Below are 22,191 nucleotides of genomic sequence, written 5' to 3' on the forward strand. Positions count from 1 at the left end.
TTGCTCAAATGGTCGAAAGGAAAATTAAAAATGAAACAGAAAGATCTGATAAGCCCGGGTCGTCGCCAGCTGTTAAAAGGCGGCGCCGCGATGGCCGTCAGTGTGGCGGGACTGGGCGCCATGAGCGCCCAGGCGGCCGAGTGTAGTGGCGATAAACCGCCCCATTTTGACGAGATAGTCGATGTCTTGGTGATTGGAAGCGGTTTCGCCGGCATGTCGGCGGCGCTGCAGGCCAAAGAGGCCGGTGCCAGCGTCATGGTGATCGACAAGATGCCCGTGTTTGGTGGCAACTCCACCATCAATGGCGGCGCCATGGCGGTGGCCGGTTCTAAGTTGCAGGCTAAGGAGGGGATCAAGGATTCGGTCGATACCATGGTGGCCGACATGCTCAAGGCGGGTCGCGGCATGAACGATGTCGAGATGCTCAAGCTGGTGTGTAACGGCACCGCCGAGTCTTGCCAGTGGCTGGAGGCCTATGGCGTCGAGTGGAAGCCTTTTGTGCAGCACTTCGGTGGCCACTCGCTGCCGCGCGTGTTACAGACGGTGCAGAGCTCAGGCGCCGGCATCATTCGCCCCCTGATCAAGGCGGCGAAGCAGCATGGTATCGAGATGCGAAATCAGACTAAGCTCGAATCTTTCGTGAAAGATCCGGCGGGTCGCGTGATCGGTGTCCAAGTTCGCGATGGCTATTATTTCCCGCAGGAGCGCACGGGTAAAATACATCTTATCGGCGCACGCAAAGGGGTGATCATGGCCACCGGCGGCTTCTCCCGGGATCTCGAGTATCGTCAGATGCAGCAGCCTGAATTAAATGGCGATCTCGACTCGACCAACCATCCCGGCGCGACTTCTGAGGCCCTCAAGCAGATGATGTTGATCGGCGCCAACCCGATCCATCTGGACCAGATCCAGCTCGGCCCCTGGGCATCACCGGACGAGAAGGGCTTCGGCACCGCCTCTCAGTTCAACACCATCGCCACTTATCCCAGCGGCATAGTGGTGGATGTGCGTACCGGCGAGCGTTTCTTCAACGAACTGGCCGACCGTAAGGCTCGCGCCGACGCCATCATGACCCGCCGTGACGCCCAGGGTAATCCCGTCTATCCCGTGGGCTTTACTAATGCCAAGGGCGCGGCCCAGGCCCAAACCCTGGAGTGGGGCCTCAAGTACAAGGTGATCCAGAAGGCGGACACATTAGAAGAGTTAGCGGCCCTGTATCAGATCCCCGCCAAGGCATTGAAGGCCCAGGTGGCGCGCTGGAACGACGCGGTAAAAGCCGGCGAAGACAAGGAGTTTGGTCGCCCCATGCAGAAGGCCATGGCACTGGAAGAGGGCCCTTGGTATGGCGTGCGTATGTGGCCCAAGGTGCACTACTGCATGGGCGGCGTGAAGGTGAATACCCAGTCTCAGGTGCTGCACCTGGTGAGCAACGAGCCGATCGACGGCCTGTATGCCGCCGGTGAGGCGACGGGTGGCATCCATGGGGCGAGCCGTCTCGGCGCCTGCGCCGTGGCAGAAGGTGTGGTGACGGGCAGAAACGCCGGTCGTATCTGCGCGGCGAGCGCGGCAATCGAATTAAAACAGGCTTAGCACAGGTGTGCAGCCGAGAAAAATATTAAGGAATTGATGATGAAAAAAGTAAATACTCTGTTGGCAACTACAGCCCTGGCCACCAGTGCCCTGGCGATGACCTCTGGCGCCGCTATGGCAAGCGATACCGTGGTGCTCGACGGTCAGCATCTGACTCAGGCCCAGGCCTGGGCGATCGCCGATGGCGCTAAGGTGGATATCGCGCCTCAGGCGGCCTCCGCTTTGGTGAAGGCTCACGATCTGCTGATGGAAGCGGCGCGACTGGGTAAGCCTGTGTATGGTCTCACAGTAGGCGTTGGCCTGAACAAGGACCACAAGCTGTTCGATGCCAATGGCGAGCTAAGCGCCGAGGTGATGGCGGCCTCTAAATCCTTTAACTACAGCACCCTAAGAGCACACAGCGCGGGCGTTGGCGAGCCGATGCCGGTGAGACTCACCCGTGTGGCTCTGGCGGTACGCCTCAATACCATCTTGTCTGGTCACACCGGCGTGCAGCCCTATGTGGCCGAGATCTATAAGGCCTACCTGAACCAGGGGATCACGCCTGTCATTCCATCGCTGGGCACAGTAGGCGAGGCGGACATTTTGCTGGCATCCCACGTGGGCCTTGCGATGATCGGCGAGTGGGATGTGTTCTATCAAGGCAAGCGCATGAGCAGTGTCGATGCGATGAGCAAGGCGGGCGTCAAGCCGCTTAAGCCTATCGGCAAAGATGCGCTCTCTATTTTGTCGAACAACTCGGTCGCCGTGGCCTACGCCATGCAAGGTTATCAGGACGCCGAGCATCTGCTGCAGGTCTCGCCAACCGTGTTTGGCCTGAGCCTGGAAGGGCTAAACGGTAACGTGGCGCCATTCCTGCCACAGACCAATGATATTCGTCCTTTCCCTTATCTGAAGGCGACCACTGAGGATATCTTAGGCTCACTTTCTGGTAGTTACCTGTGGGATCTCAACAGCGAGCGTCCGCTGCAAGACCCGCTGAGCTACCGCACCACCGCCTATACCCTGGCGAGTGCCCAGAAGGCGCTGTCTGATCTGGGCCAGGTGATCGACATTCAGATCAACCACTCAGATGACAACCCTGGGGTGATCCTGGGCGCGAGCAAGCAGTACGCCGAAAACTCTCAGGTGGCCAAGTACCTGGTCGAAGGCAAGGGCGGTGTGTTCCCAACCACTAACTTCGAACCGCTCCCTGTGGCCCTGGCGGTGCAGCAATTGAGTGTGGCTCTGACCCATGTGTCTCACAACAGCGCCATGCGCACCATTCACCTGTCGGACGATCACTTTACCCATCTGCCACGCTTTTTGAGCGCGCCGGGTAACAATGGTCACGCCTTCGGCGCCATCCAGAAGACCTTCGTGGACATGCAGGTGCGTAACAAGATGTTGGCGACGCCAGTGTCATTCGACGGCATTCAGATCGCCGGTAACATCGAAGACACCTTCACCAACCTTAAGCTGGCGAGCGATAACCTGATCCAGATCGTCGACAACATCAACACCATGTATGGCCTGGAGTTGTTGCACTCGACTCAGGCGATCGACCTGCGCAAGGCGGCCAACGCCGACCTTAAACTAGGTAAGGCGACTCAGGCCATGTACCAGGCGTATCGTCAGCAGGTGCCATTCGTCGAGCTTGACCGTCCGTTCACGCCAGACATTCAGGCGTCACACGACTTCATCGTCAAGTACTGATGGATTGGGCGTTAGCCTAAGCAAGTTATTAGCTGGGGCGCTGGTCGCCCCACAATAAGGATTCAAGATGTTAAGAGTATTATCGGCCCTCTGTTTGGCGGCGCTACTGAGCGCGCCGGGTGCACAGGCCATGAAGTTAAAAGATTATCACCAAGAGATCATGACCAACGAGCAGGGCAAGATCGAGTGCAGCGCCTGTCATGGTGAGGCGAAACGCAAGAGCATACCTAAGATGAGTGCCTGTGAGTCTTGTCACGGCACGGCGGCCGAGATGGCCGAGCTGACTAAGCGCCCCGAGGGGGCAGGCCACAGCGTTGAGCCGAATCCCCACGACAGCCTGCACTATGGCAGCGATCTTCCTTGTACCTACTGTCACCAGGAGCACAAGGAGAGCAAGGTGTACTGTAACCAGTGTCATGAGTTTAAGTACCCTAAGATGAAACGTTAGCCAAGTTCGGCTAGGGCGCCCAGTGCCGAGTCTGGGGACAAGGGCCACAGCGCACGCTCCCGCTGCTGTGGCCTTTTTCTCTGCTTTTTTCTTTGTCTCTTCCCCGCAATTTTCCCGCTATTACCTTCAGTTATTCTAGTAAATAGGCTACTTTGTCTTTGATTATCAACATCTGATGACTAATTTGGCGACTAATTAAGAACGAATAGGGGAGCTTATCTTGGATAGAATCGATACCATGAAGGCCTTTACCGCCGTGGTGCAGGAGGGCTCCTTCACCAAGGCGGCAGACAGGCTAGGGCTCTCCTCGCAACTGGTCAGCAAGTATGTGTCCCAACTCGAGGAGCATCTCAAGGTGCGTCTGCTCAATCGCACCACGCGGCGGGTTAATGTGACCGAGGCGGGCAGGGCCTACTTCGAGCGTTGTCAGCAGGTGCTTATCGATATCGAGGAGATGGACAACGCCCTGACCAACCTCAGCGAGACAGCCTCAGGTCTGCTTAAGGTCAGCGCCCCCATGTCTTTCGGTATTCATCATCTGCCGAGCGCCCTGGTGCAGTTTCAGCAGCAACACCCGGATGTCAGGCTGGATATCACCCTGACGGACAAGAAGGTGGATCTCTTGGAGGATGGCGTCGATGTGGCGCTGCGCATCGGCCTGCTCTCAAGCTCCTCGCTTATCGCCAAGAAGCTCACCCCGATCAAGCTGGTTGTCTGCGCCTCTCCCGAGTATCTGGCCGAGCGCGGTGAGCCCAAGACCCCGGCGGATCTTATCCATCACAACTATCTGCACTTTAGCTACTCGGATCTGGGCGCGGCATTCGGTCGTTTCGGCGAGCACTTCTCGGCGCTGAAGATCCCAAGCGACCTGGCTTGTAATAACGGCGACATGCTGGTGGAGGCCGCCATCGCCGGTCGTGGCATAGTGGTGCAGCCCACCTTCTTGGTGAGCAAGGCCCTGCGTAGTGGTAAGCTCAAAGCGATCCTCACCGACTACACGCCAGAGCCCTTCGGCCTGTACGCCGTCTATGTCCACCGTAAGTTTCTCGCCAGCAAGGTGCGCTGTTTCGTCGATGCACTGAGCCAATACTATGGCAAGACCCCTTACTGGGATGAGATAGACGACTAGCTGGCTCTTATTCATGAGCCAGCTCTTTTATAGACTGGCTAACCTTACTCCCGTCCTCACTGTTCTTGCCTTGGTGGTAGTCACTCTTTTCGCGCCTTAAAACTAATGCCCCAAGACTAAAGCTTAAAGACGTGAGCCCATCTGCCATCTAGGCTTATTGTCGCCATTTTGTTGTTAATCATTAAATCATAGTGATGTTTATCAATTTAACGTTGAGAGCTACATTTACCTCATCGGCAGCGAATGGCTAATGACTTTTACCTAATCAAAGTCAAAGGCCAAAGGCTGCAAACCAAACATCTTTGAGGAGATTACTATGAACAAGCAAACGTTAATCAAACTACTTAACAGCGATGCAGGACTGGCCCCCTTGGTACTGCGTCTACCCCTAGGACTCATCTTTGCCGCCCACGGCGCCCAGAAGCTGTTCGGCTGGTTCGGCGGCTATGGCCTGGAAGGCACAGGGCAGTGGATGGCCAGCGTCGGCTTCGAACCCGGTTACCTGATGGCTCTGCTGGCCGGTAGCGCCGAGTTCTTCGGTGGTCTGGCACTGGCACTGGGTCTGCTGACTCGCCCTGCCGCCGCGCTGACCGCCTTCACCATGGCGGTGGCCATGACGCTGCACGTGGGCAACGGCCTGTTTGTCTCTAACAACGGCTACGAGTTTGCCTTGATATTGCTGGCGGCCTCGCTATCTCTGGCGGTGCAGGGCGGTGGACGCTACTCAATCGACAAGCTACTGACCGGTCGTCTCTAAGGTTAGCCAATTTTACGGTAGGGGCGGGTGTAGGAGACTATGCCCTGCATCCTGTTAAGGGTTTAGAAGGAGAAGCAGATGTTAGTCGATGGTCGTTGGAATGGAGATTGGCAGCCGGTGCAGGCGAAGGATGATGAGGGGCGTTTCGTGCGTCAGATCTCTAGCTTTCGCAACTGGATAACGCCGACAGGCGAGGCTGGTCCTACGGGTGAGGGCGGTTTTAAGGCGGAGTCTGGCCGCTATCATCTCTATGTCGCCTATATCTGCCCCTGGGCCTCACGTACCCTGATGGTGCGGGCGCTCAAGGGCCTTAGCGAGCATATCAGCGTCAGCGTGGTCAACCCCGTGCTTTCGGAGCAGGGCTGGCAGTTTGGCGGCGCGCAGGATAGCAAGGTAGCTGGTGACAGCGACATTCTCAATGGCCACAAGTATCTGCATCAGCTCTATACCCAGGTGGATCCGCACTTTACCGGCAGGGCGACCGTGCCCGTGCTCTGGGATAAGCAGCGCCAGGTGATAGTGAATAACGAGTCGGCAGACATCATACGCATGTTAAACACCGCCTTCGATCACCTTACCGACTCGGCATTAAATCCGGCATTGGACCTCTATCCACAGGGGCTGCATCAAGCTATCGATAGCCTGAATGAGCGTCTCTATCACGAGTTAAATAATGGCGTCTACAAGGCGGGCTTTGCCACCAGTCAGTTTGCCTACGAAGAGGCCTACCAAGGCGTCTTTGGCCTGCTCGATGAGCTGGAGCAGACCCTGAGCGATGGTCGCCCCTACTTGCTCGGCGAGCAGCTGACCGAGTCAGATATTCGCGCCTTCGTGACCCTAGTGCGCTTCGATGTCGCCTACTACGGCCTGTTCAAGTGTAACCGTGAGCTGATCGTCCAGAAACCGCAGCTACAGGCCTATCTGCAGCGCATCTATGCCCTCGATGGCATCGCAGCCACGGTCAACATAGAGCATATCAAGCAGGGTTACTACTCGATCAAGGCGCTGAATCCAACAGGCATAGTGCCTGTCGGCCCTCAGGCTAGCTTATGAGTTCAGTAAAGAGTTTAAAAGTGAGCACAAATATGAGTACAAATATGAGTGCAAGTAAGAGCTTAATACAGATCTCCCCTGAGGTGAGTGAGCGGCTAAAGGCTGCTACCAGTGCCGGGCTCATGCCGAGCCTGTTTGTCTCCCACGGCTCGCCCATGTTGGCCCTGGATGACAGCGACAACGCCGCATTTCTTGCCGAGCTGGGTCAGGTGCTGCCAAGGCCCAAGGCGATATTGGTGTTCTCGGCCCACACGGATATGAGCAGCAAGGTGCGTATCACCTCAAACGATGCCCCGCGTACAGTGCACGACTTCTACGGCTTTCCCGACGCCCTTTATCGAGTCAACTATCCCGCCCCTGGCGCGCCCAAGCTGGCCGCCGAGGTCGCGGATCTTCTGCAAACCGCGGGGTTTGACGCCGAGTTAGATGACAAGCTTGGCTGGGATCACGGCCTCTGGACGCCGCTCTGCCGTCTCTATCCCGAGGCGGATATCCCCTTGGTGCTGGTCTCTATCGACAGCCGCCAGGGCGCCAGCTATCACTACCGCCTGGGACAGGCGATAAAATCTCTGCGCACTGACGGCGTATTGGTGCTGGGGTCGGGCGGCATCAGCCACAACCTGGGCGAGCTGTTTCGCCGCCCCGGCGACCCGCAAAAGGTAGAGAAGATGCAGAGCTTCGTTAATTGGATCGCCGATAAGCTTGCCCAAGGGGATCTGCCCGCGCTGCTGGATGTCGAGCGCCAGGCCCCACACGCCAGGTTCAACCACCCCAGCATAGAACACCTGATGCCCTTCTACGTCGCCCTAGGTGCAGGGCAGGACGACGGAGTTAATGAGGCCACCAAGCCACCACTACGACTCCACCAAAGCGTCGAACTACAAATCCTCGCCCTCGACACCTACGCCTGGCTCGAGTAACTATCAGCGCGGTAGAGGTGTCTTACGCGACATAACTCATTTTTGGACAAAAACAAGTAGACCGTCGAATAAAGGTATTGGCTTTTTAGATTGTAACCTTTAGTGGCATAGGTTTTTACTTCGCTGATGGTAGCCTTGACCTTCATGGTTTTGAATTGCCTGCGGCAGGCTTATGTGCAAACACATTTGTGACACGGTGAGTGAAGCCTAGCTTCGTGCATTCGAACGAGAGGCATGGATGCCGAACTGGCCATTAGACATGGATGGTGTTCGAGCACTTCCCTGTGAGCTCTACCTCGGCATCTGACCTCCACGGAAGGAGGGAATGCCAAAAATGTCGGGAACATTTTTGGCCATACATAGGAAGGTCACAAATGTGTTTACACCAGTATCTATCGTCTCTTCGATTTGACGTTATTGCACAGCCTAGCCTTAAAAATACTCTTGGACAGAAATGCGATAGAGCAAGGAATCTAAAGCTGAGGGAGGCTGAGGAAAAATATGGTAATCAAGTAAAGTCTACTTTGATCCGACATATCCCAGTTGTTTTGACTCTAGTTCAATTACACGCTTCTGCCATCAATCAAATGAATCTTTTTGTCTATCGTATAAATGCACAAACTTTCCTTGTGATGGCATTGCAAGCTAACGCAACCTTACTTCAGACGGCGTCTGCAGGAAAGCTGCGTTATGTGCTTTTAAAATTCAGGAAGGTTTTAAGAATACTTAGAATATTTGGTCCATAATCCAACAAAGCTTTAGCTAGACCATGAGTTCCTATATATGATGTCGCTGCCCAGGTTCTGTAGCCGGAATCAACGTTTGAAAAATCACTGTATTTCTTGAAGTCGTATTCTTTCATGATATCAAGAAATGATTCACTGACACTTTCCAAGACATGATTGTAAACCTTTTCATTTACAGGTTTGGCGAATCTTAGCTCTCTCTCATCAATATGTGGAAAAACATCCTCTCCGAAGTGTTTTCTCAATGTACCACCGACATGAGCGCCCCTCGTAACTTTTCTAGTCGCATAAAGAGTAGTAATAACAGCAATAATGGAGCAAATAGTATCCTGATCTCTTACAACAGATGTATCAATAGCTAATGTGACACTTTTTGCTGTTGAAGGCCTACTAACTTTGCCTAGCTTTTCTTGAAGCCAATCATCGATATTTTGTGCGCCATCGAGAATAGAATCTCTCAATTCAGGCTTCTGGGAAATTTCCTCCATAGCTCTTTCCATAAGAGAAATAATGAGTAGAGCTAATTGTATTTTTCCTTCCATAATAAACTCTTATCTATAAAAGCTAATAATTTAAAATTTTTAATAAACTTCAGAGCTAGCGCGTAACCACTGTTAAGGTGAGAGCAACGTAATACCGATACCACGGCCTACGATTTTAAACACCAAACGCAACGCATAGTAAAAATGTCACGCGTTGCGAATCAATCTTGAACAGTTTGTATGGGCTCACTAGCCCACGTTCACACCAATCATACAATCAACATTCACAAACTCATTGTTACTTAGAGTTTGATTGACAACGTGTAATTCTGATTGGTCTCCGTATATTTGAATACCTATGGTACGCAGATCTAGTTTAATAATATGAGCTTCATCATCCGTTACTTTCACGACATGGATTAGAACTTCATTATCCGCCTTGATGACGACCTCATTGTCAAGCTCATCGACACTAATTTGAGGATGCAAAGTCAAGTTGTCCCGAACTAATGGCTTTGTTTTACCAACCTCATTAAGTGCAAGTTGATTAACCCAAACACGCGGTTTTTTACCTCTGCCCACTAGAAAAGGTTGATCGCCAGATATAGAAATAGGAATGCGCCCATTTTTTAGAGTATTTGAGCATACTTTGAGTAATCCAAATGGCACGTATCCGTCTGGCAGAGTTACTTCAGTTTTCATTGTTTTCGACCTCTACTACATGACGTCTACGTGGCGCTGATTTAAAGTGTGATTCGATGGCTTTCATGACTTTTTTGTGTTCATTTGGAATTGCAGCGTAAAATAAATAAATGACTAAAGAAGCACTCCCTGCAATCACTGGAGCAATCCACTCCCACGGTTCATAGGCAAATAACTCATTGCCTACAACACTTGCAACATATTTTGATATAAATGAAATACCAAAACCGATGGATGTCAGAAAAAACGTCAATGCAACCCCAATGCCCTTTGATTTTCCATCGCGCAATCGCAAGTAATCCGCTTCACAAAGAGCAAAATCTTCCTGTGTGGAGCTAATTTTTGCTTCGGTTTTGACATTTAGTGAGAGTTGTAACGACTCATTTATCACTTGATTCGAGATTATTTCATCTTTCATTAATCACCGTTTTCCTCCTGAGCCCTAACGATCGTGGTTCACAAGCTGTAGGTTTTGCGTAAATACTTGTTCTTTAATTCGGAGAGAGGAGGTTTACACTACTCAATCCGTGAGTTCATATTCCATGCCCTTGGGTCTACTTTTAGGCCATCCTGCGGCCTGAGGGTTTACCTAAAGTTAAGTCGTAATAAATGGGGTCAGAGTTAACTTTTTGAGGGAATTGATTGGTACATGTTGGTTTTTTTATTCCCTGAATGGCGTCGTCGATGTTTTATTCGAGTTGGCCTAGCTCTGTCCTTAACTGATGATACTTTAATCTATCTTGTAGTTGGCATTCAACATGCCACGTCACATTTTAATGTGCTTTTTCCCTTAAAAATAATAGCTTGTATCAACGACAAACAGATGAAGCCAAATCGAAGAGACGCTAGATACCGAGTGCAGATACGCAAGTGACCTTCGGTTTCAGGGATGAAACCGCAGAGCGGCCAGGGAAGGCGCACAGCGTGTCACAGGCGTATCTGCACATAAGCCTGCCGCAGGCAATTAACAGCCATGAAGGTACGATCTTCAAATCACCTTAACAAACGCCAATCCCGTCAACGGCGAAAGTAATCATGCTAACAATATGAAAAAGCCTCGATGGACGAATCGCTGGAACGAAATAGGAATTGAGCAAGAGATAGAGCAGGGGAAAAGGGGCGAGCGATACGCCCCCGAGCAGATTTACCTAAGTCGCTCCCCTCGATTAATCCCAATCAACCTATCCAAAATATGCTCCCCATCCATACGGATGCCATTATGCTCATATTCAGAGGTGAGCCAGTACCTCAGGTTACCCACCTGAGCCGCCGTCTCCAGGCTGTAATTCATCTCCACAAACATATCTTCGCTGTAGATGGCCGCGGCGACCGGCACCTGGTTGTCGGCCAGCTTAGCGGGATCGTACAGCATGGGCCAGTCGGCCTTGTCGGCCAGCAGGTGCGCCGCGTGTTTCAGCGGCTTGAGGTTGGTGAACTGGTCGAAGAACCAGGGGTAGACCATCTCGCCGGTAAACAGGAAGGGCTTGTCCGTCTGGTAGTTAAACTCGTCATAGGTCTGTCTCACCCTATGGGCCGCCCAGCTCGAGGCCTCTTGCTGACAGTAGATGCTCTCGTGTAGCAGAGCGAAGATGGGGTTGGTGTTAAAGTCCAGCAGCTGGCAGAAGTGAGCCAAAAATAGCGGGTTGACCTGAGTGCCCTTGGCCGTTTCAATCAAGGCCTGTTCCAGCAGGTAATAGACTGGCTCGCCGCCTTGCTCCATGCCGATGTTGATCCCCAGAAGCTGCAGCATCTCCACCGTCAGACGCTCGCCGGTGGCGATGCGCACCTCGTTCTCTTGCAGGTAGCTGGCCAGGCGTTTAACGAGGGCTTGCGCATCCGGGAAACGGGCGAAGAAATCCTGGTTCTTGGCCAGCACCCGCTTGTAGGTGGCCTGATAGACCTCATCGGCGCTGCGGGTCAGCGAGGGGATGCCGCCCGTGATATAGGCCTCATGCAGGCCATGGGGCGCATCGTTTAGGTATTTCAGCACGCAGAAGCCGCCGAAGCTCTGACCGAGTATGCTCCACTTCTCATCGCCTATGAGCTGCGCCCTGATAAGCTCGGCATCCTGGATGATGCTGTCGGCGCGAAAATGGCTCAGGTAATCGGCCTGGGCCTGTGAGTCCAGATGGGCCAGTGAGGCATAGTTGATCGGGCTCGAGAGGCCGGTGCCACGCTGATCCAGCAGTAAGACGCGATATTCCTGCAAGGCGCGCTTTATCCAGCCGCCGTTTGCCGCGGGTCTGATGGCGCCAAAGCCCGGACCACCCTGGAAGTAGACCAGATAAGGCAGATTGTGCTCAATGTGTTCTGGCGCCACTAACTCCCGGGCGAAGACAGTGATGCACTCGCCATCTGGGGATTGGTGATCCAATGGCAGCGAAAAAAAGTGTTTGCGGCAATGGATGCCGGCGAGACGTTGTAGGTCGGACATGATGAGCCTTTAATTGATTCTTGTTGGTAATGCTTTTTGATGAATAAATGTGCGCTAATGTCAGGCAACAGGGTACTAAATGACGCGGATAGGTTATCCTAGATCAATCTTTTTGTCAGTGCCGTTAGAGAATCCCAACCCGATGATTTAACCTATGCCGGGGTGGATGAAAGTGGAAAGAATAAGATGAAGTATCAAATTGTGCCTGTGACGCCATTTCAGCAAAATTGCAGCATCATCTGGTGTGAAAAAACCAAACAGGCGGCCGTGGTCGACCCGGGTGGCGACATAGAGCGGATCCAGCAGCAGTTGGCCCATCATGGTCTGACCCTGGAGAAGATCTTGCTCACCCATGGCCATATCGACCATGTGGGCGGCGCCAAGGCTCTGGCCGACGCGGCGGGTGTGCCCATCATTGGGCCCCATAAGGACGATGCCTTCTGGCTGGAGACCCTGCCGCAACAGAGCAAGCACTTTGGGTTTCTGCCCGTGGCTGCCTTCGAGCCGGCCCAGTATCTTGTTTCGGGCGATCGCGTCATCGTGGGCGAGCAGTCCTTGGAAGTGCTGCATTGCCCTGGGCATACGCCGGGCCATATCGTGTTTTACAGTGCGGCCGACAAGCTGGCCTGGGTGGGTGATGTGCTGTTTAAGGGCTCTATCGGCCGTACCGATTTTCCTCAGTCGAGTCATACGGATCTGATAAATTCCATCACTCAGGTGCTCTGGCCTTTGGGGCGTGAAGTGAGCTTTATTCCCGGCCATGGCCCCATCTCGACATTCGGCGCCGAGCGGCAGCAAAACCCCTTCGTGGCGGATCAACTGCTGAACTGATCTCACTAACTAATCTTGATAATCAGGATTCTAAATACTTGTTTTAAGACGGCGGTTCATTCGAATCGCCGTTTTTTCATTGTGAAATCTTTTGCAACGCTTTGAGTCTGTTTTTTATTTCTGTGTCTGCTAGGTTAAGGCATTAGTCCTTAATTTTGCCTAAGAGACACAGGGATATGTCACATCACATCGAAGATCTGCTCAACGCCTGGTCGGCGGCGCCCCAAGATGATTGGGTGCTGGCCGTGGTGACCCATGTGGAGGGCTCGGCCTATCGCAAGGTGGGCGCCATGATGCTGATCCACGGTATGGGTAAGAGTGTCGGCCTGGTGAGCGGCGGCTGCCTGGAGGCCGACCTGCGCCGCCGGGCCCAGAAGGTGATCCAGACGGGGCAGGCCGCCAGCGTCTGTTACGATGCCACCGACGAGGCCGATGCCAGCTATCAGCTGGGCTGTGGCGGACTCGTTCATCTCATGCTGGTGCCCCTGTGCGCAGCCAATCACTATCTGCATTTTCAGGCGCTTAAGGCCTCGCTCGCCAGCCAGGGGCAATGCCATTATCAGTTAGATCTCATCGACGATTCGCTGTCGTTCGATTCTACTAGTACCGCTGGCTCCTCGGATTCAGTTGGCGCCCAGGTGTGGTGCAGCCAGCAGGCCCTGGATGATGCCAAGGCGGGCTGGCAACTGAGCGACTTTCCCCGTCCCGGCATCTTACAGGGCCAGTCAGTGCCAGGTGAGTCTGCGCAAGGCGAGGCAGTGCTATGTGAGTCGGTGCAAGGTAAGTCTGCAAGTTTAGTCGTTCCGCTGCGTGAACGTCATCGCATCGCGATCTTCGGCGGCGGCCTGGATGCCCAGCCCGTGTGTCAAATTGCCCAGCAGCTGGGTTGGCGAGTGGATGTGGTCGACCGTCGCACCAGCTATGCCAGGGAGTATGACTTTGTTGGCGCCAACATCATCAAGCTACCGATTAATGAGCTGCCACAGAGTTTCTGGACTCGTCTCGATGGCGCCATCTTGATGCAACATAACCTGGAGCTGGATGCCCAGGCTCTGGCGGAAATTCATCAACACGCCCGGGAGCTTAGCTACCTGGCGCTACTGGGCCCTGGCCACAGACGTGACAGGGTGCTGGCCCTTGCCGGGCTAGAGGTTGCAAGCTTTGGCGCCTATTTCTCTGCGCCGGCCGGCCTAGCGTTAGGGGGCGAGCTGCCATCTTCGATCGCGCTCTCCATATTGTCCGAATGTCACGGCGTGCTGCACGGCGCCAAGCGGGTCGCCCTCAAAGAGGTGATGGCGTGAAGCCTGATACCTGTATTCAAGGTAAGGTGATGATCGCCCTGCTGGCGGCGGGGGAGAGCCGACGTTTCGGCGGCGTGAAGCTGGCGCAGTTCCTAACAAATGATGACTTGGCGAGTGATGACTTAATCGCGAATGACCTAGCAAGTGCTCCAGCAGAATCTAAACCAGTTGAGTCGAATCAGGCTGCCAGCCAAACCCCGACGACCCTGATAGGTCACCAATTTCATGCGCTCAGCGAGGTGGCAGCCAGATTGGGCGCGAGCCTTTGTGTGATCACCGGCGCCCACCATGAGGCGGTGGCAGACTGCTTGCCGCCATCGGCCAAGCTAGTGCATAACCCAGACTGGCAAGGGGGGCTTGGTCACTCCATCGCGGCGGCGGCAAAGGAGGCTAGGGCGCAACGGGCCGAGACGCTATTGATTGCCCTTGGGGATCAGCTGCTACTGGGGGCTGATGATTACCTCGGGCTGTTTCGCGCCCGCGCCCGGGCAAACACCCGGGTTTGTGCCTATTATGAGTTAACTCTGGGGGCGCCGGCGCTGTTTCATTTCGACGATTATGAGGCGCTGTCTAACCTGAGCGGCGATCGCGGCGCCAAGGTCCTCTTGTCCCGGCGTTACCAGGAGGGCAGTCTCATCGCCATGGCGATGGAGGATGCCAGCGTCGATATCGATACCCGATCTCAGCTAATGGCGTACCTGGCGAGGAGCAAGGCGGGCGCCTAATGACACAACCGACTCAAATTAACCAGATACTCGCTAAGTCGATAAAAGTTAAACCAAGCAAAGCTAAATCAAATAAAAGCGAAAACAAAATAAGCTGTTCAGATTAAAAGCTAAATCAAAACAAGCTGTTCAAATTAAAACTATTCAAATTAAAGCAAGGCCGTTAACCATAGCCTATTGGTCAACAAGGAGAAACTGATGTCCCAATCAAAACTTGGACTCAAGATAAACGGAAAAGATTACACCTTAGATGCCGATCCCAATATGCCCGTGCTCTGGGCCATCAGGGATCTCCTGGGGCTGACGGGCACCAAATATGGCTGCGGCGCCGGCCTCTGTGGCGCCTGCACCATACATGTCGATGGCGAGCCCGCCAGGGCCTGTCTGACCAGCTTAAAGCAGGTACAGGGCAAGCAGGTCACCACGATAGAGGGGCTGGCGGCCGATGGCCTCAAGCAGGCCTGGCGTGACAATAATGTGCCCCAGTGCGGCTACTGTCAGGCGGGGCAACTCATGTCTGCAGCGGCGCTGCTGAGCCAATATCCTCAGCCAAACGATGCCCAGATAGAGGAGGCCATGGTGGGCAACCTCTGTCGCTGCGGCACCTATACCCGCATCAAGGCGGCGATCAAACAGGCGAGCGGCACAGCGGCTCAGCTTGATCTGAGCGAAAGGGATGTGAGCGAAAGGGAGGTCGAGGCATGAGTCAGTTCAGCGCGGTACAAAATTTCAGTCGCCGGGACGTATTAAAGCTGTTCGGCGCCGCCGGTGGCGGTCTGGCCCTGGGAGCAAGTGGCCTAGCCTGGAGCCCGATGGCGCTGGCCCAAAACGGCGAGGCGCGCCTTAACCTGTTTATTGCCATCGGCGAGGATGACAGGGTCTATCTCACTTGTCACCGCTCCGAGATGGGGCAGGGGATCCGCACCGGCATCCCTCAGGTGCTGGCGGACGAGCTGGGCGCGGACTGGGACAAGGTCGTGGTGGTGCAGGGGCTGGCCGACAAACGCTACGGCAGTCAAAACACCGATGGCTCCCGCAGCATACGCAAGGGGTTCGACAAGATGCGTGAGATGGGCGCCATGGCCCGAACCATGCTGGAGCAGGCCGCCGCCGAACGTCTCAAGGTGCCGGTAGCCGAGCTGAGCACGGCCGATAACAAGGTCACTCACTCGGCCTCCGGCCGCAGCCTCAGCTTCGGTGAGCTGGCCATGGCAGCCGCCAAGCTGCCACTGCCCGAGGTGACCAGCCTTAAGCTCAAGTCAGCCAAGGCCTACACCCATATCGGTAAGGGCCACACCATAGTGGATATGGAGGCGATATTAGATGGCAGCGCCGAGTATGGTTACGACATTCAACTGGAAAACATGCTCTATGCCAGCATAGTGCGCCCGCCGGTGCTCGGCAGCAAGGTGGACAAGCTCGATGATAAGGCGGCCCGCGCCGTCGCTGGTGTGGTGGATATTATTACCCTGCCGGGACATCAGGGCGCGCCAAGCTTTCAGCCCCTGGGCGGCGTGGCTGTGCTGGCTACTAACTCCTGGAGTGCGGCCCAGGGGCGTAAGGCGCTTAACATCGTCTGGAGCGACTCACCAAACGACGGGCACGATTCCAGCGCCTATCTTGCGGAGTTGAAGCGCTCGGTGCAAAAGCCTGGTAAGGCGGTGAGACAGCAGGGCGAGCAGAGCCAGAGCTGGCCGGCGGATAAGACCATAGAGGCGGTCTACAGCGTGCCCTATCTGGCCCACGCCATGATGGAGCCGCCGGCGGCGGCCGCCAGCGTGACCGATAAGGGCGCCGAGATCTGGGCATCGACCCAGACGCCTCAGAGTGCCCAGGGCACAGTTGCCGCAGCCTTGGGGCTGAAGGCCGAGCAGGTGACAGTGCATGTGACTCTGCTGGGGGGCGGCTTTGGTCGCAAGTCTAAGCCAGATTTCTGCGTCGAGGCGGCGCTGCTGTCCCAAAAAACCGGGCGGCCGGTCAAGGTGTGCTGGAGCCGGGAAGATGAGCTGCAAAATGGTTACCTGCATGCCATCAGCGCCCAGTATTTCAAGGCCAGAGTCAACGACAATGCAGTCGAGGCCATATTGCAGCGCACCGGCTTCCCCAGCATCAGCTCCACCTTCGCCGAGGGTGTGGATGAACCCAGCGCCTCTGAGCTGGATCTGGGCTTCGTGGATGTGCCACTGGCCGTCGACAGCTTGCGCTGTGAGTCGGTAAAAGCCAGCGCCCATACCCGTATCGGCTGGATGCGCTCGGTATGCAACATTCAGCATGGCTTCGGCATAGGGGTGTTTGTTGATGAGCTGGCGAGCAAACGCGGCCTGGATACCTTTACCATGTGGCGCGAGCTGCTGGGTAAGGACAGGCAGGAGACCTTTAGCGATCAGCAGTTCAACTATGGCAACTATGGCGAGACGTTAGAGCGTCACCCTGTGGACACCGCCCGTTATAAGGGGGTGATCTCAGCGGTGGAGCAGAAGGTGAAGCAGATGGCTAAGCCTGAAGCAGGCCAGGGGTGGGGCTTTGCGGTGCACCGCAGCTTTACCGCCTATGTGGCCGCGGCGAGCCTGGTGGAGGTGACTCAGGATAAGCAGCTTAAGGTGCTTAAGACGGTTATCGCCATCGACGCCGGCACCCTGGTCAACCCCGACCGGGTGGCCTCTCAGCTCGAAGGCGCCGTGATGTTTGGCCTGAGCATCGCCCTGATGGGGCGCATTAGCTTTAAGGATGGACGGGTAGAGCAGTCTAACTTTCATGACTATCCGCTGCTGCGCCTGAGTCAATGCCCCGAGATAGAGACCATCTTGGTGCCATCTATGGCGCCGCCCGCCGGGGTGGGCGAGCCGGGTGTGCCGCCCATCGCGCCCAGTATCGTCAACGCCATCTTTGCGGCCAGTGGCACGCGTATTCGCGATCTGCCCCTGAGCGATCATTTCAAGATCTAGTCGCTATCCATAGATAGGCTGTAGACCATTAGAGCCAGTCGTTATATCGACTGGCTTTTTTATCACCACGCTTATGCCTTTGTTGCGTTAAGTTTTGTTCTTTTACTACAAATGGTGCCGGTTTTTCAATTTAATAACATTTAATCCGGTTTATTTGGCCTAGATCCTGTTTTTGTCATTCAATTTGGAGTAATTTAACCAAAAATAATATTCCAATGTAATGAGGGGTCATACATGGAAAATCGTATGCAGGTCGCATTATCTGCAGGGCTACTTGCTGCCGTTTGGGCTGGGGTCGCCGATGCATTTCACTTAGTCACTTGGGTTGGCTTTCTCGCGTGTAGCACTTTCTTCGCTCAGCCAAAAGCGGGTTTTCAAGGGGTGTTAATGACTTGGTTCACTAATCTCTCCGGTGTGTTCTGGGCCTGGGTGGTGATCTCGGGTGGTAGCTATTTCGATACGCCGCTTGTGGGTTATCTGCTGACGGGTATCGTTACCAGCCTGATGTGCCTGCAAGCCAGCTATCAAAGACTCGCCTTTATTCCCGGGGCCTTCATCGGCTGCTGCATTACCTTCGCCCTGGGTGGCGATATGGCAAGCATACTGCCGCCACTCGTGATAGGTGCGCTGTTGGGTTATGCCATGACACTCCTAACGGGGCAGATGGTGGCTTTTACCGCCAAGACCATACCTGCCATAAAGTTACGTCTAATCAAGGCTCAACAATAAAAATTGTGCTTAACTTGATTCTGTAGGTCGAAAGAAATTGTCAATTTAGCCTGATAAACAAGTGGGTTTCCATGAAAGCTATCCAGTTTAGAAAGATAGATGCCTTGCTGATCAAACTCAGTCTTAACGGTAAATTTTGGGTGGTCTGCTCTATGGTGACGGCCATTACCCTGACCATCGCCTTGTTGAACCTTAATGCCGCCAACAACCAACTTCACGCCGGTTCGGCGGCCCGGGTACAGGCGAGCGTCGATGCCTATGCCAAGGTGGCGAGCCAGATGGGCTTAAGTGGTGAGGCGCTGGTGCGTTTTGCCCAGGATAATGGCCTGACGCTGGCATCTCGCGATGAGCAGTCGCGCCGCGGCGATAACGTGACCGCCAGCGCGCCGGTCGCCGGTCAATATCTGCAGCTGAGTCAGGAGGTGACCGCCTGGGAGGCCGAAGGCAAGAGCGATGCCTGGTGGATGCTGTGGGTCGCCCTTATCGCCCTCTATCCGCTGTATCAGCTAAGTTATTGGATCTCCACCTCCCTGGGCGGCGGCCTGTGGGACATGTATATCGCTATCAAGCGCTTAGCCGATGGCGATCTCTCCTTCAGACTCAATTTCTTCGGTAAGGATGACTTCAGTCTTATCGCCCGGGAGATCGACCGAAACGCGGACAACATGAGCGAGATGGTCAAGGCCATAGGCAACAACGCCAGAACGCTCGCCAATGCCTCCGATGAGTTTAATCTGCAGGCGAAACAGAATGATGAGCTGGCGCAGTTCCAACATCAGTTTCTCGATACCGTCGCCGTGGCGATGGATCAGATGACCGCCGCCATCGAAGAGGTGTCTCATAACGCGGCCAACACCTCAGATCATACCAAGCATAATGCGACGGCCGCGGCCGACAGCAAACAGCGTATCGCCGAGGCGGTGCGTCGTATCGGTCAGTTGACTGGCCAGATAGATGCGGCCTCCAGCGCGGTGGATCAGCTGTCGGGCAACGCCACAGAGATTGGCGCCGTGGTGACCACCATCAACGGTATTTCCGAGCAGACCAATCTGCTGGCGCTGAATGCGGCCATCGAGGCGGCGCGTGCCGGTGAGCAGGGCCGTGGCTTTGCCGTGGTGGCCGACGAGGTTCGTACCCTGGCGGGACGCACCCAGCAGGCGACGGTGGAGATACAGTCGATGATCGAGGGGCTGCAGTCGGGCTCGGGTCAGCTGGCGGATATTACCCATGAGATCGTCGAGCAGGCCGAACTTGGCCGCGCGGCCATAGAGTCAGTGGGCAGCGATGTGGATACCATGGCCGATTCTATCGATCAGGTGTTCGACATGAGCTCGCAGATCGCCGCCTCGGCAGAAGAGCAGAGTGTATCGGCGCGGGATATCGCCTCGCAGCTCAATGAGATCCGTGACCAGTCGCAGACCATCAAGGAGACCGCCGAGCGTTCTGTGGTCTTGGCCAGCGAGCTGCAGCAGTCTTCCACTGAGCTGGATGGGATTTTGTCGCAATACCGTTTGCAGTAGCTAGATGAATCAATAGTCTATAAAAGTGACTCAATAAAAAAGGCGCCCTCGGCGCCTTTTTCGATCCATCAACTAATGATACCAATCGTAGTAAATAATTTATCATGCTAGCTGGTTAAAACCTCCGATAACGGCGTTACTATTTTTGATTGTAGAATAACTACTTATCGAAAAATACTGCCTTGTTCTCGACCGTTTTTCCTGTGCTATTTCTGATCACTTATTTACCGTGATTGGTATTAGTCTTTGAAGCAGCTCCAGATGGGCGCATGATCGGATGGCTTGTCGATACCGCGCAGATCATAGTCTACGTCAGATTCGATCAGACGCTCAGCCAGTGACGGCGTTGCCAGGATCACGTCGATGCGCAGGCCGCGGTTATCGTCGAAGCCCTTGCTGCGATAGTCGAACCAGGAGTAACGCTCAGAGCGTGTTGGATGCAGCTGACGGAAGGTGTCGACTAATCCCCAATCCAGCAGCGTCTGTAGCCACTGACGTTCTTCGGGCTGGAAGCTACATTTACCCGTCTTTAACCAACGCTTGGCGTTGACTTCACCTATGCCGATATCCAAATCGATTGGCGAGATGTTGATGTCGCCTATGATGGCGATATCTTCATCTGGACTATGGTGCTGCTGTAGATAGTGCATCAGGTCCTGGTAGAACTTGCGCTTGGCCGGGTACTTGGTTTCATGGCTGATGTTCTCGCCCTGGGGGAAGTAACCGTTGAGCACCGTCAGTTGACGACCGTTGGCTTGGGTAAAGGTGCCCATGATCATTCGGCGCTGGGCTTCGTCATCATCAGTGGGGAAACCTTTCTGCACCTTGACCGGTGGCAGTTTGGAGAGCATGGCGACGCCATAGTGGGCCTTGCCACCATGGTAGTGCACCCGATAGCCCATGGCCTCGACCTCGGCAAGGGGGAAGGCCTCGTCGTGAACCTTGGTCTCCTGCAGGCCTATGATATCCGGGCTATGGCTGTCGATCAGCGCCTGTAGCTGGTGCAGTCTGGCTCTGAGACCATTGATGTTAAATGAAACAATTTTCAAGTGCTTGCTTCCTACTATTTTGGTTAAGGGAGTACGCGCTTAAAGGGTTTTACGATGACGCTTTGGTAGACGCCGGCGGCCACGTATGGGTCTTGGTCTGCCCAGGCCTGCGCCGCTTCCAATGAGTCGAACTCGGCAACCACCAGAGAGCCAGTGAAGCCGGCTTCACCTGGGTTGTCGCTGTCGATAGCCGGGTGTGGACCTGCGATCATCAGGCGACCCTCGTCAGAGAGCTCCTGCAGGCGTGCCAGGTGGTCAGGACGGGCTTGAAGGCGTTTTTCTAAGCTGTTTTCAACATCTTGAGATGAGATCATGTACCACATTATTTGAGTTCCTTTTTATGTTCTTCAGGCATGTGTTTGTAGAGGTATACCACAGTGATCACTGTGTTGATCAGTGTCAGGGCCGTGAGGCCAAACACCTTGAAATTGACCCAGGTTTCCTGAGACAGGTTAAAGGCGACATAGATGTTAACCAGGCCACAGGCGAGGAAGAAGGTGACCCAATACCAGGTGACCCGCGACCAGATCTTGTCGGCGACGATAAGCTCCTTACCCAGCATCCCTTTGAGGATCGGCTTCTTCAGATATTGGCTCAGGGCCAGCGCCAGGGCGAACAGGGCGTAGACCACAGTGACCTTCCATTTGATAAAGGCATCGTCGTGAAAGACCAAGGTGAGGGTGCCGAAGAAGCTCACCATGGCGAAGGTGATCAGGTGCATCTTCTCTATCTTCTTATAGAGCAGATAGGTGACTACCAACTGCAGTGCGGTGGCCACGATCAGGGCGCCGCTGGCGATATAGATGTCGAAAAATTTATAGACGGCGAAAAAGATCACCAGAGGTAAAAAGTCGAGCAGTTGTTTCATGTAGGCTAGTTCACCAAACAAGGGATAAAGATGGCTGGCAGTGTAACATGCCTCTTGAGTGGGGCAAACGTTGGGGCGCGGTGAAAGCGGCGCAATTGGGATGAAATTCCCTTAATCTGGGGTAGCGCACACCTGGTGTTTGATAATTAAGTGACCTGGCTGTTGCTCTTTTGCGCAGTCAGGCTAGTCTTAATGCACGATTGTTGTTTGTATGTTAATGATTATTGGTGAGATTTTTGATTTGTCTCAAATCTTGAAGCTATTGAG

General features: G+C 54.4%; 21 protein-coding genes. 14 read left to right on the plus strand and 7 right to left on the minus strand.

Annotated elements, in window-relative coordinates; genetic code table 11:
• The first annotated feature begins 30 nt into the window (after window positions 1-30).
• The 7 genes from AYI87_RS13475 to AYI87_RS13505 all read left to right on the plus strand — a co-directional run bounded on the left by AYI87_RS13475 (window position 31) and on the right by AYI87_RS13505 (window position 7,592).
• Window positions 31-1,590, plus strand: a complete 1,560-nt coding sequence (locus AYI87_RS13475) for a flavocytochrome c (RefSeq protein ID WP_144202836.1) — start codon at window positions 31-33, stop codon at window positions 1,588-1,590.
• 36 nt (window positions 1,591-1,626) lie between these two features.
• Window positions 1,627-3,285 carry a histidine ammonia-lyase gene (gene hutH / locus AYI87_RS13480; RefSeq protein ID WP_186300627.1) on the plus strand — a complete coding sequence of 553 codons (1,659 nt, stop codon included), beginning with the start codon at window positions 1,627-1,629 and terminating at the stop codon, window positions 3,283-3,285.
• Window positions 3,286-3,352: 67 nt separating this feature from the next.
• Window positions 3,353-3,733, plus strand: a complete 381-nt coding sequence (locus AYI87_RS13485; protein ID WP_144202838.1) for a cytochrome c3 family protein — start codon at window positions 3,353-3,355, stop codon at window positions 3,731-3,733.
• 220 nt (window positions 3,734-3,953) lie between these two features.
• Window positions 3,954-4,862, plus strand: coding sequence for a LysR family transcriptional regulator (locus tag AYI87_RS13490; RefSeq protein ID WP_144202840.1), 909 nt, complete (start codon window positions 3,954-3,956; stop codon window positions 4,860-4,862).
• Window positions 4,863-5,178: 316 nt separating this feature from the next.
• Window positions 5,179-5,619: a DoxX family protein gene (locus AYI87_RS13495; protein ID WP_144202843.1), complete on the plus strand. Its 441-nt coding sequence runs from the start codon at window positions 5,179-5,181 to the stop codon at window positions 5,617-5,619.
• Window positions 5,620-5,697: 78 nt separating this feature from the next.
• Complete coding sequence (locus AYI87_RS13500; protein ID WP_144202846.1) at window positions 5,698-6,672, plus strand: glutathione S-transferase family protein; 975 nt, start codon at window positions 5,698-5,700, stop codon at window positions 6,670-6,672.
• A gap of 44 nt (window positions 6,673-6,716) precedes the next feature.
• Window positions 6,717-7,592: a DODA-type extradiol aromatic ring-opening family dioxygenase gene (locus tag AYI87_RS13505; RefSeq protein WP_260865143.1), complete on the plus strand. Its 876-nt coding sequence runs from the start codon at window positions 6,717-6,719 to the stop codon at window positions 7,590-7,592.
• A 688-nt stretch (window positions 7,593-8,280) separates the two neighbouring features.
• Here the strand turns inward: AYI87_RS13505 and AYI87_RS13510 are convergent.
• From AYI87_RS13510 to AYI87_RS13530, 4 genes are all read right to left on the minus strand, one after another.
• Window positions 8,281-8,880: a hypothetical protein gene (locus AYI87_RS13510; RefSeq protein ID WP_144202848.1), complete on the minus strand. Its 600-nt coding sequence runs from the start codon at window positions 8,878-8,880 to the stop codon at window positions 8,281-8,283.
• 189 nt (window positions 8,881-9,069) lie between these two features.
• Window positions 9,070-9,522 carry a hypothetical protein gene (locus tag AYI87_RS13520; protein ID WP_144202851.1) on the minus strand — a complete coding sequence of 151 codons (453 nt, stop codon included), beginning with the start codon at window positions 9,520-9,522 and terminating at the stop codon, window positions 9,070-9,072.
• Window positions 9,512-9,940: a hypothetical protein gene (locus AYI87_RS13525; protein ID WP_144202854.1), complete on the minus strand. Its 429-nt coding sequence runs from the start codon at window positions 9,938-9,940 to the stop codon at window positions 9,512-9,514. Before AYI87_RS13525 ends, AYI87_RS13520 begins: the two co-directional genes overlap by 11 nt.
• A gap of 726 nt (window positions 9,941-10,666) precedes the next feature.
• Window positions 10,667-11,956 (minus strand): alpha/beta fold hydrolase, encoded by a 1,290-nt coding sequence (locus tag AYI87_RS13530; RefSeq protein ID WP_144202857.1) that lies wholly within the window; start codon window positions 11,954-11,956, stop codon window positions 10,667-10,669.
• A 186-nt stretch (window positions 11,957-12,142) separates the two neighbouring features.
• Between AYI87_RS13530 and AYI87_RS13535 the strand changes: the two genes are divergently transcribed.
• The 7 genes from AYI87_RS13535 to AYI87_RS13565 all read left to right on the plus strand — a co-directional run bounded on the left by AYI87_RS13535 (window position 12,143) and on the right by AYI87_RS13565 (window position 20,007).
• Window positions 12,143-12,787 (plus strand): MBL fold metallo-hydrolase, encoded by a 645-nt coding sequence (locus AYI87_RS13535; protein ID WP_144202860.1) that lies wholly within the window; start codon window positions 12,143-12,145, stop codon window positions 12,785-12,787.
• A 176-nt stretch (window positions 12,788-12,963) separates the two neighbouring features.
• Entirely contained in the window at window positions 12,964-14,088 is a 1,125-nt protein-coding gene (locus AYI87_RS13540) for an XdhC family protein (RefSeq protein WP_144202863.1), read from the plus strand.
• Window positions 14,085-14,813 carry an NTP transferase domain-containing protein gene (locus tag AYI87_RS13545; protein WP_186300628.1) on the plus strand — a complete coding sequence of 243 codons (729 nt, stop codon included), beginning with the start codon at window positions 14,085-14,087 and terminating at the stop codon, window positions 14,811-14,813. Before AYI87_RS13540 ends, AYI87_RS13545 begins: the two co-directional genes overlap by 4 nt.
• Window positions 14,814-15,011: 198 nt before the next feature.
• Window positions 15,012-15,518 carry a (2Fe-2S)-binding protein gene (locus AYI87_RS13550; RefSeq protein WP_144202869.1) on the plus strand — a complete coding sequence of 169 codons (507 nt, stop codon included), beginning with the start codon at window positions 15,012-15,014 and terminating at the stop codon, window positions 15,516-15,518.
• The gene (locus AYI87_RS13555) at window positions 15,515-17,758 is read left to right on the plus strand and encodes a xanthine dehydrogenase family protein molybdopterin-binding subunit (protein ID WP_144202872.1); all 2,244 of its coding nucleotides are present in this window, start codon (window positions 15,515-15,517) and stop codon (window positions 17,756-17,758) included. The genes AYI87_RS13550 and AYI87_RS13555 overlap by 4 nt, the downstream gene beginning before the upstream one ends.
• A 234-nt stretch (window positions 17,759-17,992) precedes the next feature.
• Window positions 17,993-18,487, plus strand: coding sequence for a DUF1097 domain-containing protein (locus tag AYI87_RS13560; protein WP_144202875.1), 495 nt, complete (start codon window positions 17,993-17,995; stop codon window positions 18,485-18,487).
• A 71-nt stretch (window positions 18,488-18,558) separates the two neighbouring features.
• The gene (locus tag AYI87_RS13565; RefSeq protein WP_144202878.1) at window positions 18,559-20,007 is read left to right on the plus strand and encodes a methyl-accepting chemotaxis protein; all 1,449 of its coding nucleotides are present in this window, start codon (window positions 18,559-18,561) and stop codon (window positions 20,005-20,007) included.
• A 239-nt stretch (window positions 20,008-20,246) separates the two neighbouring features.
• Here AYI87_RS13565 and xthA read toward each other — a convergent pair whose 3' ends face one another.
• From xthA to AYI87_RS13580, 3 genes are read right to left on the minus strand one after another with little or no spacing between them, the layout of a single operon-like run.
• The gene (gene xthA / locus AYI87_RS13570; RefSeq protein WP_144202881.1) at window positions 20,247-21,056 is read right to left on the minus strand and encodes an exodeoxyribonuclease III; all 810 of its coding nucleotides are present in this window, start codon (window positions 21,054-21,056) and stop codon (window positions 20,247-20,249) included.
• 23 nt (window positions 21,057-21,079) lie between these two features.
• A complete protein-coding gene (locus tag AYI87_RS13575; protein ID WP_011866059.1) occupies window positions 21,080-21,379 on the minus strand; it encodes a YciI family protein in 300 nt (99 codons plus the stop codon).
• Window positions 21,379-21,924, minus strand: a complete 546-nt coding sequence (locus AYI87_RS13580; RefSeq protein ID WP_011866058.1) for a septation protein A — start codon at window positions 21,922-21,924, stop codon at window positions 21,379-21,381. Before AYI87_RS13580 ends, AYI87_RS13575 begins: the two co-directional genes overlap by 1 nt.
• Between the last annotated feature and the right edge of the window lie 267 nt (window positions 21,925-22,191).

The organism is Shewanella sp. KCT, assembly GCF_007636505.1.
Taxonomy (GTDB): domain Bacteria; phylum Pseudomonadota; class Gammaproteobacteria; order Enterobacterales; family Shewanellaceae; genus Shewanella; species Shewanella halotolerans.